This is a genomic window from Micromonospora sp. NPDC005215 (genome assembly GCF_040607915.1).
Classification (GTDB): Bacteria; Actinomycetota; Actinomycetes; order Mycobacteriales; family Micromonosporaceae; genus Micromonospora.
This window is the reverse complement of the sequence record NZ_JBEXHQ010000037.1, coordinates 12,518-27,441: the sequence shown is the minus strand read 5'-3', so window position 1 is coordinate 27,441 and position 14,924 is coordinate 12,518. Positions and strand designations below refer to the sequence as shown.

Here is a 14,924-nt window from a genome sequence, read left to right as displayed (position 1 = left end):
TGTCGACGTCAGTCTGACCGCGCGGCGGTGACGTTGGCCAGCGCCTCGACCAGTGGCAGGGGGTTGACGTAGTCGCGATAGGACAGGATCTGACCGTTGCGGACCCGAAGGACCGCGATCACCGTCTGCTCGAACGGCTTGCCAGTGGCGACGACGCTGCCGTACGCCTCGTACTCCACGATGACGACCTCGGGGTCGGTGGTCTCGTGCAGCACCACGTTGCGGTATTCGTCGAACGTGATGAAGGTGCCGGCTGTCTCCGTGAGATGACGACGAATCTCCGCACGCCCCCGCAGTCGGCCGGGCACGCCTGGCGGACGGTACGGCCACTCGAGGTATCCGTCCGGCGCCATCAACTCCACGAACGTCTCGATGTCGACCTCGCGGCCGGCCCGCAGGACCTTCTCGACGACCGTGCGGGACGAGGTTGTCATCGCGACCTCCCGGCCAGTATTGGTTGAACAAGCGTTGATTGAACGAGCGTAGAACGAACGGGCGGGCCGGTCAACAACCGTAGAATGACCAGGTGACTGAACCGAGCCCGAGGTTGACTCGAGCCCAGCAGCGCCGCCAGACCGAAGAGAGCATCCTGGTGGCGGCCCGGCAGATGTTCGCCGAACTCGGCTATGAGCGCACCACGATCCGCGCCGTGGCCAAGGCGGCCGGGGTCGACGCCGGCCTGGTGATGCACTACTTCGGCACCAAGGACAACCTCTTCTCCCGTGCCGCCGAGCTGCCCGCCGAAGAGCTGTCCGCCGACGAGCTGCCCGGCGGCGGCAGTGGCGAGATCGTCGAAGTCCTGCTCGCCTCACTCTCCAGCCGCCTGGACGGCGAACCGGTTGCCTCACTGGCGGTGCTGCGTTCCATGCTCACCAACAGCGACGCCGCCGAGCGGTACCGAGCCGCCGCCGAGCCCCAGCTCAGCCAGATCACCGCCGCGATTCCCACCGAGGACGCCGAACTGCGCGCCAGCCTGCTCAGCGCAATCGTCCACGGCGTGATCATCGAGCGTTACCTGCTTCGACTCGGCCGACTCGCGGACGCCTCGCCCGACCAGATCATCGAGCTGCTTCGTCCGTGCTTCCAGACGTTGGCGACGACCGAGATGCCGCCGTCAACGGTCCGGCCCGCCGGCGCGAGTTGAGCGGCGATCCGCGTCGGGGCGCACGCTCCGCCGCGCGGTCGCAGCGTCTGGGTGTTGGCATCGCCGGCCTCGTCGCCGAAAACGCCGGACTGCTCAGGTGGGTGCGGCCGCTGGTCGGCGGCCCAGCCAACCTCCCGGAGGACGAGGCGGTGCCGTCGACCCTCATCCGCTGGGACACCCCGGGTGAGCCTGCGCCCCTCAGGCCTGGGCGGCGATGGCCGTGAGCACCGAACGGGCGGACGTCGGACGGTGACCGATGAGGGTCTCCAGTGTCGGGTCGGTGACGGCGAATTCACCACGGCGAGCCGCGCGGTACATGCCGAGGGTGAAGTCGGCTGCTGCCGCGGGGCCGCCACCCGCGATGGTGGCGGCCCGCCACTCCTCGTCATCCATTACGACACGCCTGATGGTGCGGCCCGTGACGGCACTGCCCCGGCGGCGTGGGCGGCGTCGATGGCGGCGCGGTTCGCGGTCACCGCGCCGCTGCCGCGAATGGCGGCGGACACGACGAGGACCTTTTTCGGCATCCTCGAAGGCGTGTTGCAGCGTGGTCGGGTCGGTGAAGTCTCCGGCGCGGACCCGTACACCGCGTGCGGCGAGACCTGCGGCCCTGGTCACGTCGCGCACGCTGACGCCCACGGTCTCGGCGGGAACCCGCTCGAGTAACCGATCGACGATCTGGGAGCCGAGTTGACCGGTGGCGCCGGTGATGACGAACATGCCGTCGCCGGCGACGACTGCCGGCATGGAGGTGCTGCGCACCCGCGTACGGCGACTGGCCGTGGCCGGCCTGTTGGCTGTCGACGAGCGACGCGCACTCATGATGATCCACGCTGCCGGCAACGGAACCGTGCTCGCCCTCCTGGCGACGCCCCCGGAGAAGCGCGACAGTGGCCTGGGTGACGCCATGTTCGACGCCGTGCTCGGCAGCATCCTCGTGAGCACTCCGGCGACACCCGACACGACAGTGAGCGCCGTGGCGGTCACCTTCGCCACGGTGGTGCCCGACCTTGCGGGGCTCACCGACGCCGAACGCGCGCTCATGACGGAGTGGCTCCACCGATCGCTGACCTCACCGCACGGGAACGTCTGATCACGTGGCGGTAAAAGCACTGGACGGGCTGATGCTCGGCTTGTAGCTTGCAGCTGACCGTGACACCGCCCGAGGAGGTGAGACCCATGAACTCTGTATCGATGTGGGTGCTCCCCTTCCCGTCATGGCCGGGCGATTGACGTAGGTGTCGCCGGGAGCGCCTCGCCAACAAGGCACTCTCGAAGGGCAACACCTATGCGTTCTCTGCAATCCACCGCCGAGCAGTCGTCGAATGACCGCGGGCATCTCATCTTCGATGTGATCATTGCCGGGTGCGGGCCGACCGGTGCCATGCTGGCCGCGGAACTGCGGCTGCACGATGTGCGGGTACTCGTTCTCGAAAGGGAAACCGCGCCCGCGTCGTTCGTGCGCATCGTCGGTCTGCACATTCGCAGTCTTGAGCTGATGGCGATGCGCGGACTGCTGGATCGCGTCCTTCCGCACGGAAGGCAGCGTCCGGCCGCCGGCTTCTTCGCCGCGATCGCCAAACCCGTGCCCAAGGGACTGGATTCCGCGTACGCCTACCTGTTGGGGATCCCGCAGCCGGTCATCGTCGACCTGCTCGAAGAGCACGCGATCGAACTGGGCGCGCAGGTCCGGCGCGGCTGCGCGGTCGTCGGCATCGAGCAGGACGACGAGGGCGTGACCGTCGAGCTGGCCGACGGGGAACAGCTGCGGTCGCGCTATCTCGTCGGGTGTGACGGCGGGCGCAGCACGGTGCGTAAGCTGCTCGGCGTCCGCTTCCCCGGCGAGCCCGCGCGCACCGAGACGCTGATGGGCGAGATGGAAGTAGACGCGCCGCAGGTGGAGATCGCCGCCAAGGTGGCCGAGATCCGCGACATTCATCCCTTCTGGCTCCGGCCCTTCGGTAACGGTGTCTACAGCGTCGTGGTCCCCGCCGCGGGAGTCAGCGACCGCGAGGTGCCACCCACCCTCGAGGATTTCCAACAACAGTTGCGCGCCATCGCGGGAACCGATTTCGGTGTGCACTCCCCGCGCTGGTTGTCCCGCTTCGGGGATGCCACCCGGTTGGCCGACCGTTACCGCGTCGGTCGGGTGCTCCTGGCCGGCGATGCCGCACACATCCACCCGCCCATCGGGGGACAGGGCCTCAACCTGGGCGTTCAGGACGCGGTCAACCTCGGCTGGAAGCTGGCCGCGCAGGTCCGTGGCTGGGCGCCGAAGACTCTGCTGGACACGTACCAGGCCGAACGTCATCCGGTCGCCGCGGACGTGCTGGACAACACCCGCGCCCAGACGGAACTGCTGTCCACCGAACCGGGACCGCGGGCCGTGCGCAGGCTGCTCACCGAACTGATGGACCTCGACGAGGTGAACCGCCACCTGATCGAGAAGATCACCGCGGTCGGCATCCGCTACGACTTCGGCCCAGGCCCCGACCTGCTCGGCCGCCGCCTGCGCGACATCGCTGTGAAACAGGGCAACCTCTACGGTCTGCTGCACCGTGGCCGGGGCCTGCTGCTGGACCGCACCGAACGCCTGACCGTCGGCGGCTGGTCAGACCGGGTCGATCACCTGGCCGATCCCACCGCGGAGTTGGATGCTCCGGGCGTCCTGCTGCGCCCCGACGGCCATGTCGCCTGGATCGGCGACAACCAGCAGAACCTGGACGACCACCTCTCCCGCTGGTTCGACGAACCCACCCACTGACGGATTGGCGGCTCGGACGGCCGGTGGTGGAAGCGGTGTGAGCCCGGCCCAGTGACCGCACGGGACAGCGGTCACTCGTCCACAGCCGGCCTGGTTGAGCACGAATGCGCGCCCAACCAGGCCGGCCCGCGTTTCCCGTGCGCTGATCCAGCAACGGAGCGCCCTGTCGATGCTGGCAGACTGATCGCATGAGTGGTCTGACCGCCGAGCTCGTGGTCGATGGTCGTGACCCGCGGACCCCGGCGCTCGCCCCGAACGGGCGTCTGGTGTGCTACGTCCTCGCACCCATCAGCCGGACCGGTGACCGCCTCGACACCGAACTCTGGCTCGTCGACACCGAAGGTGCCGTCGCGTCGCGTCGGGCGACCGCCGACACCGCGACCGAGTCCCGGCCACGCTGGTCGGCCGACTCGGCGACGCTGTTCTTCCTGTCCGACCGCGCCGGCCGCGGTACCCCGCAGCTGCACGGGCTCAACCTCGCCGACGGCACGACGACCACGTTGACCAGTTGGCGCGCCGGCGTCATCGACCACCTGCCGCTCGCCGACCCCGACCTGGTCGCTCTGCTCGCCGAGGACGAACCCACCGAGCAGGACGCGCGCCGCGCCCGGGACCGCGACGACGCCATTGTCGTCGGCGAGTACGAACCGCGTGCCCGGTTGCGCCTGCTCGACCTGCGCACCGGCCGGATCACCACCCCGGACGTGTTCGGTGACCGGCACGTCATGGAACTGCGGCAACGTCCCGACGGCGGGCCACTTGCCGTGCTGACCGGCGCAAGCGCCGACAACGACTACGGCCCGCGTACCGGCCAACTGCACCTGCTCGACCCAGCGACCGGGACCACCGAGCACCTCGGACCGGTCGGAGCCGACGCACGATCTCTGGCCTGGTGGCCGGGCGAGGACGGCTGGCACCTCGGCTACATCGCGCTCACCCCACCGGTTCTGCAGGCCGGCACCGCCGTGTTCGACCTGGCCGTGGACAGCCGCGTCCTGCGCAACCGCACCGCTGGTCTCTCGATGTGCCCCACCACACTCGGTGAGACCGATGGTGCCCCGCTCGTTGTGTTCGCCGACGGCCTGAACTCGACACTGGCCCGGCTCGACCCCACCGACCTCACGACCCTGTCGCAGCACCCGGGACGCCTCGACAACCTCACCACCACCCCCGCCGGTGAAGACATCGCCGTCCTGACCGGCACCCGCTATCAACCTCCGAACGTTCACGTCGGACCGCCAGCCGGGCCGCTGCGAAAAATCACCAACACCCGCCCGGAACTGGACGGCATCGCACTCGGCCCGCAACGACCGCTTGCCTACCGTGCCGCCGACGGCCTCGACCTGGACGGCTTGCTCGTACTGCCGGTCGGAAGAACCGCGTCGGAAGGCCCGTTCCCGCTGGTCACGATCGTGCACGGAGGCCCGTACGATCGCTACGCCGACCGTTGCCAGTTGTTCTGGTTCCCCAGCGCGCAGTGGCTGGCCGCCGCCGGCTACGCCGTGTTTCTGCCCAACCCGCGTGGTGGCCAGGGCCATGGCCACCAGTTCGCCGCCAGCGTCGCCAGCCGGGTTGGACAGCAGGAGTGGACCGACATCCTGACCGGCATCGACCTGCTCATCGGCGAGGGCATCGCCGACCCGGGCCGGCTGGGCATCGCTGGCTGGAGCCACGGTGGGTTCATGTCCGCCTGGGCCGTCAGCCAGACCGACCGCTTCCGCGCCGCGCTGGTCGGCGCCGGCATCGTCGACTGGGGAATGCTCGCCGCGACGGGGGAGAACGGCCAGTTCGAAGCCGCGCTCGGTGGCAGCACCGGCTGGTCCGGCATCGGCCCACACCCCCATGACGCGGTCAGCCCGATCTCCTTCGCCAGCCGCATCCGCACTCCGGTGCTCATCCTGCACGGCGCCGAGGACACCAACGTTCCCCTCGGACAGGCCGTATACCTCCACCGAGCGCTGCGCCACTTCGACGTCGAGCACGAGTTCGTGATCTACCCGAGGGAGGGCCACTCGATCCGGGAACGCAACCACCAACTCGACGTCCTGCGCCGTACCCGCGCCTGGTTTGATCGCTGGCTGCGGCCCTGACCGCGGGACTGCACATCCCGCACGGACGCCGCGGCGACATCGTGCAGCCCTACCGGGCCGGGCAGGAAGACCAGCTCGGCGCGCTCGGACTGATGCTCAACGCCGTGGTGCTGGCCCGTGACTAGCAAGATCCACGAAAACGGCGTTAGCGATGATCTTGAACGTGGTCCGATCTTGGATCGGCCCGGGAGGCCACCATCAAAGATCACGTCATCCTCAGCGACGACCCAGCCGCCCGCGATGACCTCATCGGGCTGGCGCGGGTATCCACCGATGCCCAGGAACTGGTTCGCCAGATCGACGCCCTCATGGCCGCCGGCTGCGCCCGGATCTACCTCGACAAGGCATCCGGGCCAAGGGCGCCACCCGGCCAGGCCTGACCGCCGCCCTCGATCACATGCGCCGCGGCGACACCCTCGTCGTGCTCGACCTGACCCGGCTCGGCCACGACACCCGCGACTCCTCGCCATCGACGAAGACGACCTGCACGCCAACGGTCGCCACTTCCGCACCCTCGACGGAATCGTGCTCTACACCAGCGACGACATGTCCGGCGAACTGATCTTCACCGTGTTCGCCGCGATCGCCAGGTTCCAGCGCCAGCAGATCGTCAAGGGCACTCGCGAAGGCCTCGACGCCGCCCGCGCCCGAGGCCGCGTCGGAGGCCGCCCACGCGCACTGACCCCCGAACAGATCACCGACGCCCGCATCCTGCTCGGCGCCGGACAAACCCGAACCGACGTCCCCGCCAAGCTGCGCGTCTCCCGATGGACACTCAGCCGCGCCCTCGACACCGCGCCACGCTGACGCCCGCCACCCGGGGTGCCAACGCTTGACCGCAGCGGCCAGCCCCACGCGCGGATCGCGGCAGATCTGGATACTCACTCGGGCTTGAGCCGGGCCGGGTGTTGCGCCGTCAGGTTCCTGGCCCGCGGCTGTCTCATCCCCGGGCCTCGAGGCCGAGCAGCCGGACGGCGTCGAGGCGGGCGGCGCACAGCCGTGCACATCGTACATATGTACGATGTGCGACTTTTGAAATCTCCGCCTAGCCTGCGTGTGGTGACCGCCGCCGCGCCATTGGTCGTGGATTCGCGGCGGCGGTCTATTGCCCACTCCAGGTATTCGAGAAGGAGCAACGTGACAATTCTAGTAACCGGAGCGACCGGAAACGTGGGTCGCCAGGTGGTGGCCCAACTGGTCCTGGCCGGGCGACCGGTGCGGGCGATGACCCGCCAGCCGAAGACAGGCCGGCTGCCGGACAGTGCCGAGGTGGTCCAGGGAGACTTCGAACGTCCCGAGACCTGGCGAGCGGCGCTGGACGGAGTGCAGTCGGTGTACCTGTTCCCCTTCGTGTACACCGCGACCGACCATGGGTTCGTCGATCAGGCGGTCAAGGCCGGCGTCACCCGGTTCGTCGTGCACTCTGCGGCGGCGGCCGGGTTCGCCCCCGGAACCGGAGGCAACGGCGCCCTCGGGCGGCACCTGACCGAAGAGCGCGAAGCGCACCGCGGGCTGGAACTGCTGGTGGAGGCCTCCGGCGCTGAGTGGACCCATGTGCGGCCGGGCCTGTTGGCCGCCAACGCGCTGCGGTGGGCCGATCAGATCCGGACCGAACGGATGGTGCGCGGGCCGTACGCTGCCGCTGGCTACCCGGTGGTCCACGAGGCCGACATCGCCGACGTGGCGGTCGCGGCACTGCTGACCGACGACCAAGTCGGTGCCGCGCACACCGTCACCGGCCCGGTCAAGGTTTCGCAGACGGAGCAGGCCACCGCGATCGGTGCCGCCATCGGCACGCAGGTGCGGTTCGAGGAACTCGATCCCGCCGAGGCGCGCACGCAGTGGCTGCGCGACGGCTTGGACGAGGAGACCGCCGATTGGATGATCGCACTGCTTGCCGACGCGGTCGACGGGACGGGTGCGCTGCCACCGACGGACACCTATCTGCGGGTGACGGGACGGCCACCACGCCCGTTCGCCCAGTGGGCCAACGACCACGTCGCTGACTTCCGGCCGCAGGTGGCACGATGACGATCCTGGTCACGGGTGCCACCGGCATGGTGGGCCGACACGTCGTCGTCGAACTGGTGAAGACCGGCCAGCGGGTCCGCGCGCTGACGCGGACGCCGTCGGCGGCGAGTCTTCCGGACGGGGTGGAGGTCGTCGGTGGGGACCTGACTGACCCCCCGTCTCTGGAGCCGTCGCTGGACGGCGTCGAGAGCATGTACCTGTTCCCCGTCGGACGCAGGGCGCGTGCCGTTGTTGCTGCTGCGAAGCGGGCCGGCGTGCGGCGCATCGTCGTGCTGTCCGGGGCGCTGGCCGACACCGACGACAGCGAAGATGGGTACCTGGCGGTCGAGCGTGCGGTCGAGGCCTCCGGTCTGGAATGGACACACGTGCGACCCGGGGAGTTCGCCGCGAACTGGCTGGACTCGGTCCCAGCTATCAAGGCGGACCGGGTGGTCCGCCGCCCATACGGGGCTGCGGTCACCCAACCCATTCATGAGGCGGACATCGCCGCGGTCGCCGCGACGGTGCTCGTCGAGGACGGCCACGCCGGCCGGACCTACACCTTCGCCGGCCCCGAGGCGCTCACCACCGTCGCGCAGGTCAACGCGATCGGCACGGCAATCGGTGACACAGTGCGGTTCGACGAACTCGATCCGGCCGAGGCCCGGGCCGAATGGATCAGCAACGGCTATCCCGAGACGTTCGTCGACTGGATCTTCACCATGTGGGCGGAGTCCGCGCGTGATCCCGCCCCGACGAACCAGCAGTGGGCAGACATCGTCCCGCACCTGACCGGCCGACCCGCGCGGACATTCACGCAATGGGCCACCGACCACGCAGCCGACTTCCGATAGACCGTTCGTCGTGGGGCATCGCTGACCGCCCGGTCCACATGCCGTACCCGACCGTCAACCCAGCACGACGCGACGAACGCTCGCAAACCCGCCTCGTTGTAGCGCGGTGTGGTCCGATTCGGGTTGCGGCCACACCACCACCCGGGCAAGCTTCCCGGGTGCCCGCAGCCCACGCGTATCACGATCAGGCCGGTGACGTCTTTGCGGCCTACGCCGCCGACGGTCCGCACAACGCCTACACGGACCGCCCGGCCATGCTCGCGCTCGCGGGCGACGTCGCAGGTCTCCGGGTCCTGGACGCCGGCTGCGGTGGCGGCCACTACGCGGCCGAGTTGGTCGGCCGGGGAGCCGAGGTGGTGGCGGTGGACGGCAGCGCGACGCTGGTCGGCCACGCCCGGGTCCTGCTCGGCGATCGCGCCGAAGTCCAGCAGCACGACCTGGACGCCCCGTTGGAATTCGCGGCCGATGCGTCGTTCGACGGGGTCGTCTGCGCGCTGGTGCTGCACCACCTGACCGACCGGGCCCGGTTCCTCGGCGAGGTACGGCGAGTGCTGCGGCCGGGCGGTTGGTTCCTGCTGTCGGCGACACATCCGCTGTCGGACTGGAGGTACTTCGGCGGATCGTACTTCGACGAGAGCTGGGTCGAGTTTCCGCTCGCCGACGGGATCACCATGCGCTTCCAGCGGATGACCCTCGAGTCTCTGGTGACCGAGGTGCTCGACGCCGGGTTCGTGCTGGAGCGGCTGGTCGAGCCCAGGGCGGTCGAGTCGCTTCGCGCGATAGACCCGGAGCGTTACGAGCGGCTGACCGAGCGTCCGAGCTTCGTAGCCCTCCGCCTCCGCCGCCCCTAACGACGCTCACTGCGTCGGTCCTGCCGCGGTGCGGACAGCTTCGGCGTGCGGCCTCAGATGTCGTTGCCTCCCGACCGGTCGTCACTGACCTGAGCTGATGTCACGACCCCAGACGGATCTCGTGCTGAAGCGCGCTCCCGCCTGACGTTGCTCGCCACAGTCCAGAACTCGCCAACCTCTCGCCGCCACGACAGGCCAACTCGCCAACTCGACTGGGGAGCGATAACTCCTCCGTGCCGCCCGCGAACGACGTCGTCGACTCCGCCGCGTCTGTTACTGGTTTGTCGTTAACAGTAATTCGATAAATCGTGCCTACAAAAAGGGCGAAAGGTGCGTGCATCATAATGACAGTTCTTGTGCGTAAGGAATCAGGATGTTGTATCAGCGGGCCGTAGCCCGTTCACGTGCCTACTCATCCAGTCCCGGCGCGCGGTGGCGCGACCACACACCGGATCAGGGCGTACTGCTCAGCGGACCCGGTGGCACGACACGAACCGGAGACGGCGTCGTGCGTACTCAGCTCGCCTGTCGCCCGTAAGCAGCCCGTGCTGCGGCAACCTCTGCGGCTTGGCGGACACGCCACCTTCTCTGGGCATCGCTGTTGCACTGGCGACATACCTTGCGGTATCGGCCAGTCGTGGGATCGATTTCTCGCTCGTGCCCGTTGCGGCAGAGCGGTTGCTGGGTGCGGTTGCCGCAGTTCTCGGCGTGGGTCACCTGCTGTAGGTGAGTGGGTTCGATGCAGTCCGGCACTCCGCAGAGGTGGTGCACGTCCAACCTCGGGTCGTAACCACCCACGAAGACGACGTAGGCCGTGATGTGCGCCCAAGCCCTCCCGGCGACCTTCTGGTACACGCCCCGCCGGTCACCGTAACCGCACACGATCAGGCAGCCGTCGTCTCGACGAGCCGAACGATCGACGAGGTACGCGCGCAGGCTTTCCTCCGTGAAATGTCGGGACAAGCCCTTCACCTGCGACAGCATCTCGCCAGGCTAGACCAGCGCTCCGACACTTTCGACCTGCTGAAGCAGGCCCCCGCGTACGGCGATCACGGTCGCGGGACTGCTGATCCTCGCCAGCCCGCTGCTGCCCCCCAGCCCGGACATCGGTCGACCGGTACGGCCCGTGACTAACCCGCTCGCGGATCAACCACGTGTACCAGAACTACGTGCGCCCCGAATGCCACGCCGCCGCCAACGCGCCGCTGATCCGGGGTCAGGCCGGTATCCCCACCGCGACGCTGTGGGGCGGCGGCCTGGTGGCCGCGGTGGACGGCACCCGGTTCGTGGTCCCGGTACGCAGCATCGACGCGCGCCCGAACCCGAAGTACTTCGGCCGCAAGAAGGGCGTCACTTGGCTCAACATGATCAACGATCAGGGGGTGGGGACCGCGGGGATCGTGCTGTCGGGCACGCCCCGCGACTCGCCGACCCAGCTCGGCGACGCCCTGGCCCACTTCGGCCGGATCTTCAAGACGCTGCACGTCCTGTCCTACGTCGACCGGGAACAGTGCCGGCGCGACATCAAGCGGATGCGCAACCTGCAAGAAGAGCGCCATCGGCTGGCCAAGTACATTTGCCACGGCCGTCGCGGCGAACTACGCGAGAAGTACCACGCGGGGATGGAAGACCAGCTCGGCGCGCTCGGCCTCGTCGTCAACTGCGTCGCCCTATGGAACACCGTCTATCTGGACCGCATCCTGGCCACGCTTCGCGAATCCGGCTACCCGGTACTCGACGAGGACGTGCTGCGCATCCACCCCTACTGGTACGCCCACATCAACGTACACGGCCACTACTCGTTCCAACCGCTGCAACTGGCCGAAGGCATCGGGCGACGACCGCTGCGAGACCCAGGTCACGCCGACCCCGACGAGGAGTGAGCGCGGGTGAAGGCCGGATCTGTCGATGACAGTGTGGTCATCAAGAACGACGTGCCGTTCACTCAGGGCCCGCCGAGTCATTCGAGCTGGCCACCACGAACAGCCGGTCTGAAGTACGGCGGCCAATGCCACCCGCAATATCGGTGTGTCGCATGCCGTTTCGGCGAAGCACCGATGACAACTCAGCTCTTGACCACGGCCGCATGGTGAATTCATAGATGGATTCCTGCTTAATCCGGCCCTCCGTGACGACTTCGTACCGTTCCTCGACATGGAGCAAACCTCGTTGCCAGCTGGTGCGGGTGGAAAACCTCAGTTCGCCGGCGTTGCCTAGATCGGCAACGATGCCCCGACCACCGTCGTCTGCCCGTAGCCGCGAGGCTTCAGCTTCTCGGACATCCAGGAACAGCAACCCGCCTGGCCGCAGGCATGCGACCAGAGACGCGACCGCCGATTCGCGCTCCTTGTCTGTGATCATGTCGTTGAGGACGCCCCGGCATGTCACAGCGTCATACCTAGCGGGAATGTCCATTGTGCACAGGTCTACAAGCAGCGCACGGGCGGCGGGGCAGCGTTCACCGGCTTGCGACAGCAACTCGCGGGAGGCATCCGCGACGTCGACCTGATGCCCCTTGGCTATGAGCGCCGCAGCGTGTCTCCCGGTGCCGCAACCGGCATCCAATACCGAGGCATGGGGTCGGTGTGCCCGCACGAGCCGGTCATGAATCGCGTCGACCCACGGCTCGACCGGATCGGTGATCAGCGCGTCATAGGCGTCAGCGTGCAGGCTATAAAAGGGGCGTTCTGCACTGACTTTCGCGGACGAAGATGTCACTTCGTAACCCTATCGGGCATGGCACTCGGCGGCCACGCCGAAGTCATGAAGCAACCGTCTCCCGATACTCTAATCTGCGTTCCGCGTGGGGCTGGCCGCTGCGGTCAAGCGTTGGCACCCGGTGGCGGGCGTCAGCGTGGCGCGGTGTCGAGGGCGCGGCTGAGTGTCCATCGGGAGACGCGCAGCTTGGCGGCGACGTCGGTTCGGGTTTGTCCGGCGCCGAGCAGGATGCCGGCGTCGGCGATCTGTTCGGGGGTCAGCGCGCGAGGACGGCCGCCGACGCGGCCTCGAGCGCGGGCAGCGTCGAGGCCCTCACGGGTGCCCTTGACGATCTGCTGGCGCTGGAACCTGGCGATCGCGGCGAACACGGTGAAGATCAGTTCACCGCACATGTCGAGCACGATTCCGTCCAGGGTGCGGAAGTGACGGCCGTTGGCGTGCAGGTCGTCTTCGACGATGGCGAGGAGTTCGCGGGTGTCGCGGCCGAGCCGGGTCAGGTCGAGCACGACGAGGGTGTCGCCGCGGCGCATGTGATCGAGGGCGGCGGTCAGGCCCGGACGGCTGGTGTCCTTCTTGCCGGATGCCTTGTCGAGGTAGATCCGGGCGCAGCCGGCGGTCTTGAGGGCGTCGATCTGGCGCGCGAGTTCCTGTGCGTCGGTGGATACCCGGGCCAGCCCGATGAGGTTCTCGCGGGCGGCTGGGTCGTCGCTGAGGATGACGTGATCTTTGATGGTGACCTCCCAGCGCGGTGAGGCTTCAACGTAGCGAAAACGGTGGTTGAGGTTCTTGTGCTACCCACCAGTTTTGCTACATGGTTTTGCTACCGGTTCAGGGGGTGGTTCGCGGCGTATGCGGCTGCCGATTCATACGGGGGCGAAAACGATCGTTATTGCCCCGCTGGTCCTCCACGGTTCGAGCCAAGATCGGACAATCATCAAGATCATCGCTAGCGCCGTTTTCGTGGATCTTGTTAGTCACGGGCCGGCACCGGAGCACGGCGCGCTGGTCTCTACGATCGCCTGATGTTCCAGCCGAGCTACCCGATCCGGACCGCGCGGCTCACCCTGCGTCCAGTTACGGTGGACGACCTCGATGACGTGTACGCGTTTCAGCGCCGACCCGACGTCGTTCGCTGGATGCTCGGCGCCGAGCCGCGTACCCGTGAACAGTCGCGAGCGTCGGTGCTCGCCATGGCGGGCGAGGACGCGTGGCGCGCGGAGGGTGACTGCCTGACGTCGGCCGTGGTCACCGACGCCGGGACGATCGGGATCGTGGAGTTGGTGTGGCGCAGCGAGCGCGACCGGACCGCTGAAATCGGGTTCGTCTTCCACCCTGACCATGGGGGTCGCGGGTTGGCCACGGAGGCCGCCACCGCGATATTGAACTGGGGTTTCACCGAGTTCGGGCTACACCGCGTCTACGGTCGGTGCCACGGGCGCAACGCTGCCTCCGCCCGTCTCATGGCCCGGCTCGGCATGCGTCAGGAGGCGCGCCATGTCGAGAGTTACCTGTTCGACGGGGAGTGGGCTGACCAACTCGTCTTCGCGATCCTGGCCCACGACTGGCGGTCCCGGGCCTAGCCCACCGCTTCCGCTCGACACGGCGTGCAGCGAACCCGTTCAGGTCTCGCCGGCGGGCATCAGGTGTACGGGCTGCGAGATTCCACGTCCCGAAGCCAGGCCGGACGCGTCCCCCAGGAGGCCGACGGGGTGCTGCCCCATTCGCACGCCGGTCCCAGGAGGGGATCGATCTGCAGAGGCGGGTTGTCCGGGTCGGCCGTGCACAGTGTCAGGTCTTCGGCGTAGCGGACAAGCAGCTGCGTCCAGGATGGAGCCAGCACGTCCCACGAGGCGCATTCGACATCTACCCGAACCACCTGCCCGGGTGTGCCCCCCGGAGCCGGATCATAGTCAAGCAGCCACTGCACGTCGCCGTTCATGTCGCCCACGACCACCGCGCCCGGCGAACCGACGATCGGCCGCACCGGCCCGCTCAGGCAGAGCGTTTTCCGGTCGACAAGGTATGCCCAGACCTGAGGATCGTCCCAGTCCGGCTCCGGATGATGGTTGTCGCGCCACATCCGGGTCATCTCGATGATCTCGTCGGTGTCGCAGAGATTGGTCAGCGGCACCGGGCTGGGCTCCGGGGACGGCAGTGTCGCGCCGGGGTCGGTCCCGTTGTGAACGCGGAGACTGGCGCGGAAATCCGGCGGCAGGGTGATGGCCAAGGCGGCTTCCACCGCGTCGATCGCGTGTGCCGGGGCCGGCGCGTTGAGCTGCCGCAGGGACGACGGCAGGACACGACCGAGGCCAGCCTCGATCCGCGCCCACGCCTCGGCAACACGCTTGTCGACCTCGCCCCCGGTGTCAGTCACGACGCGAACTCTAGACATCGGCAGCTCGTCTTCGTGGCCCTGACCCACGAGGACTGCCCGTGGTTTCCAGGCGAACGCCGACGAGACGGCCTGCCGCTGCCGTTCTCGCCGGGGACCAC

17 protein-coding genes and 3 pseudogenes are annotated in these 14,924 nt (G+C 68.3%); 13 read left to right on the top strand and 7 right to left on the bottom strand.

Going from position 1 to position 14,924, the window contains the following annotated elements:
* Window positions 1-8: 8 nt before the first annotated feature.
* Entirely contained in the window at window positions 9-434 is a 426-nt protein-coding gene (locus ABZU25_RS24555) for a nuclear transport factor 2 family protein (protein WP_355031707.1), read from the bottom strand.
* Between the two features lie 92 nt (window positions 435-526).
* Between ABZU25_RS24555 and ABZU25_RS24550 the strand changes: the two genes are divergently transcribed.
* Window positions 527-1,144, top strand: coding sequence for a TetR family transcriptional regulator (locus tag ABZU25_RS24550; protein WP_355031706.1), 618 nt, complete (start codon window positions 527-529; stop codon window positions 1,142-1,144).
* Window positions 1,145-1,342: 198 nt separating this feature from the next.
* Here the strand turns inward: ABZU25_RS24550 and ABZU25_RS24545 are convergent, their stop codons facing one another.
* Both ABZU25_RS24545 and ABZU25_RS24540 read right to left on the bottom strand, forming a co-directional pair.
* Complete coding sequence (locus tag ABZU25_RS24545; RefSeq protein ID WP_355031761.1) at window positions 1,343-1,537, bottom strand: hypothetical protein; 195 nt, start codon at window positions 1,535-1,537, stop codon at window positions 1,343-1,345.
* 186 nt (window positions 1,538-1,723) lie between these two features.
* A pseudogene (locus tag ABZU25_RS24540) lies at window positions 1,724-1,864 on the bottom strand (SDR family oxidoreductase); the annotation flags it as partial.
* On the opposite strand from ABZU25_RS24540, the gene ABZU25_RS24535 reads away from it, so the two are divergent.
* The 9 genes from ABZU25_RS24535 (at window position 1,854) to ABZU25_RS24495 (ending at window position 9,713) form a co-directional block, all read left to right on the top strand.
* Window positions 1,854-2,237 carry a hypothetical protein gene (locus ABZU25_RS24535; protein ID WP_355031760.1) on the top strand — a complete coding sequence of 128 codons (384 nt, stop codon included), beginning with the start codon at window positions 1,854-1,856 and terminating at the stop codon, window positions 2,235-2,237. The pseudogene ABZU25_RS24540 and the gene ABZU25_RS24535 overlap by 11 nt on opposite strands.
* A 249-nt stretch (window positions 2,238-2,486) precedes the next feature.
* The gene (gene rox / locus ABZU25_RS24530) at window positions 2,487-3,908 is read left to right on the top strand and encodes a rifampin monooxygenase (protein WP_355031755.1); all 1,422 of its coding nucleotides are present in this window, start codon (window positions 2,487-2,489) and stop codon (window positions 3,906-3,908) included.
* Window positions 3,909-4,096: 188 nt separating this feature from the next.
* Window positions 4,097-5,998 (top strand): prolyl oligopeptidase family serine peptidase, encoded by a 1,902-nt coding sequence (locus tag ABZU25_RS24525; RefSeq protein WP_355031705.1) that lies wholly within the window; start codon window positions 4,097-4,099, stop codon window positions 5,996-5,998.
* Window positions 5,999-6,195: 197 nt separating this feature from the next.
* Window positions 6,196-6,378, top strand: a complete 183-nt coding sequence (locus ABZU25_RS24520; protein WP_355031754.1) for a recombinase family protein — start codon at window positions 6,196-6,198, stop codon at window positions 6,376-6,378.
* On the top strand, window positions 6,318-6,560 hold the full coding sequence (locus ABZU25_RS24515; protein WP_355031753.1) for a recombinase family protein: 243 nt from the start codon (window positions 6,318-6,320) through the stop codon (window positions 6,558-6,560). Before ABZU25_RS24520 ends, ABZU25_RS24515 begins: the two co-directional genes overlap by 61 nt.
* Window positions 6,467-6,805, top strand: coding sequence for a recombinase family protein (locus ABZU25_RS24510; protein WP_355031752.1), 339 nt, complete (start codon window positions 6,467-6,469; stop codon window positions 6,803-6,805). Before ABZU25_RS24515 ends, ABZU25_RS24510 begins: the two co-directional genes overlap by 94 nt.
* Before the next feature lie 330 nt (window positions 6,806-7,135).
* Window positions 7,136-8,029: an NAD(P)H-binding protein gene (locus ABZU25_RS24505; protein WP_355031751.1), complete on the top strand. Its 894-nt coding sequence runs from the start codon at window positions 7,136-7,138 to the stop codon at window positions 8,027-8,029.
* Entirely contained in the window at window positions 8,026-8,862 is an 837-nt protein-coding gene (locus tag ABZU25_RS24500) for an NAD(P)H-binding protein (RefSeq protein ID WP_355031704.1), read from the top strand. The genes ABZU25_RS24505 and ABZU25_RS24500 overlap by 4 nt, the downstream gene beginning before the upstream one ends.
* 158 nt (window positions 8,863-9,020) lie before the next feature.
* Window positions 9,021-9,713, top strand: coding sequence for a class I SAM-dependent methyltransferase (locus tag ABZU25_RS24495; protein WP_355031703.1), 693 nt, complete (start codon window positions 9,021-9,023; stop codon window positions 9,711-9,713).
* 516 nt (window positions 9,714-10,229) lie between these two features.
* Here ABZU25_RS24495 and ABZU25_RS24490 read toward each other — a convergent pair.
* Complete coding sequence (locus tag ABZU25_RS24490; RefSeq protein ID WP_355031702.1) at window positions 10,230-10,697, bottom strand: HNH endonuclease; 468 nt, start codon at window positions 10,695-10,697, stop codon at window positions 10,230-10,232.
* Between the two features lie 158 nt (window positions 10,698-10,855).
* Between ABZU25_RS24490 and ABZU25_RS24485 the strand changes: the two are divergent.
* Both ABZU25_RS24485 and ABZU25_RS24480 read left to right on the top strand, forming a co-directional pair.
* Window positions 10,856-11,131 (top strand): annotated as a pseudogene (locus tag ABZU25_RS24485) (Tn3 family transposase); the annotation flags it as partial.
* On the top strand, window positions 11,114-11,596 hold the full coding sequence (locus ABZU25_RS24480) for a Tn3 family transposase (protein WP_355031750.1): 483 nt from the start codon (window positions 11,114-11,116) through the stop codon (window positions 11,594-11,596). The pseudogene ABZU25_RS24485 and the gene ABZU25_RS24480, both read left to right, overlap by 18 nt.
* Before the next feature lie 388 nt (window positions 11,597-11,984).
* Here ABZU25_RS24480 and ABZU25_RS24475 read toward each other — a convergent pair.
* Together ABZU25_RS24475 and ABZU25_RS24470 are read right to left on the bottom strand one after the other, a co-directional pair.
* Window positions 11,985-12,359: pseudogene (locus ABZU25_RS24475) on the bottom strand (class I SAM-dependent methyltransferase); the annotation flags it as partial.
* 203 nt (window positions 12,360-12,562) lie between these two features.
* The gene (locus ABZU25_RS24470; protein ID WP_355031749.1) at window positions 12,563-13,105 is read right to left on the bottom strand and encodes a recombinase family protein; all 543 of its coding nucleotides are present in this window, start codon (window positions 13,103-13,105) and stop codon (window positions 12,563-12,565) included.
* A 348-nt stretch (window positions 13,106-13,453) separates the two neighbouring features.
* Here ABZU25_RS24470 and ABZU25_RS24465 point away from each other — a divergent pair, with 348 nt between their 5' ends.
* Window positions 13,454-14,011, top strand: coding sequence for a GNAT family N-acetyltransferase (locus ABZU25_RS24465; protein WP_355031701.1), 558 nt, complete (start codon window positions 13,454-13,456; stop codon window positions 14,009-14,011).
* 59 nt (window positions 14,012-14,070) lie between these two features.
* Here ABZU25_RS24465 and ABZU25_RS24460 read toward each other — a convergent pair whose 3' ends face one another.
* Window positions 14,071-14,853, bottom strand: coding sequence for an SMI1/KNR4 family protein (locus ABZU25_RS24460; RefSeq protein WP_355031700.1), 783 nt, complete (start codon window positions 14,851-14,853; stop codon window positions 14,071-14,073).
* Window positions 14,854-14,924: the final 71 nt, after the last annotated feature.

Bases quoted from the DNA above. Each gene is read 5' to 3' on its own strand.
- ABZU25_RS24490 (WP_355031702.1), bottom strand. From the start codon at position 10,697: ATGCTGTCGCAGGTGAAGGGCTTGTCCCGACATTTCACGGAGGAAAGC.
- ABZU25_RS24545 (WP_355031761.1), bottom strand. From the start codon at position 1,537: ATGGATGACGAGGAGTGGCGGGCCGCCACCATCGCGGGTGGCGGCCCC.
- ABZU25_RS24525 (WP_355031705.1), top strand. From the start codon at position 4,097: ATGAGTGGTCTGACCGCCGAGCTCGTGGTCGATGGTCGTGACCCGCGG.
- ABZU25_RS24555 (WP_355031707.1), bottom strand. From the start codon at position 434: ATGACAACCTCGTCCCGCACGGTCGTCGAGAAGGTCCTGCGGGCCGGC.
- ABZU25_RS24465 (WP_355031701.1), top strand. From the start codon at position 13,454: ATGTTCCAGCCGAGCTACCCGATCCGGACCGCGCGGCTCACCCTGCGT.
- ABZU25_RS24500 (WP_355031704.1), top strand. From the start codon at position 8,026: ATGACGATCCTGGTCACGGGTGCCACCGGCATGGTGGGCCGACACGTC.
- ABZU25_RS24535 (WP_355031760.1), top strand. From the start codon at position 1,854: ATGACGAACATGCCGTCGCCGGCGACGACTGCCGGCATGGAGGTGCTG.